Annotated in this window: 1 pseudogene; it reads right to left on the bottom strand. The window is 55.8% G+C overall.

The annotated features are described in order from the left end of the window. Positions 1 to 76 precede the first annotated feature (76 nt). Positions 77 to 258: pseudogene (locus tag Q4563_RS20840) on the bottom strand (peptide chain release factor N(5)-glutamine methyltransferase); the annotation flags it as partial.

Genomic DNA, 258 nt, shown 5'->3' with positions numbered 1-258 from the left:
CTGTAACGCAGTAGTTGTTGATCTGAGAGAGTGTCCATTTTCTATTCCTTCGACAGGATGGCTTGGGTCATACGCATCAGGCCAACCGGATTTGAGGCCAGCGTCCGCCAGTAATGCGTGGCTGGCCGCCCAGATCATGCCGGGTATCGATATCGACAAAGCCCTGTTGCGCCAAACAGGCGGCAACTGCTTCTGCCTGTTGATAGCCATGTTCCAGCAACAGCCAGCCGTCGGCGTTAAGAAAAGCCGGTGCCTGGC

The sequence above is a fragment of the Gilvimarinus sp. 1_MG-2023 genome, from assembly GCF_030548285.1.
Note: the sequence above shows the minus strand (reverse complement) of the source record. Positions and strands in the feature narration are given on the sequence as shown.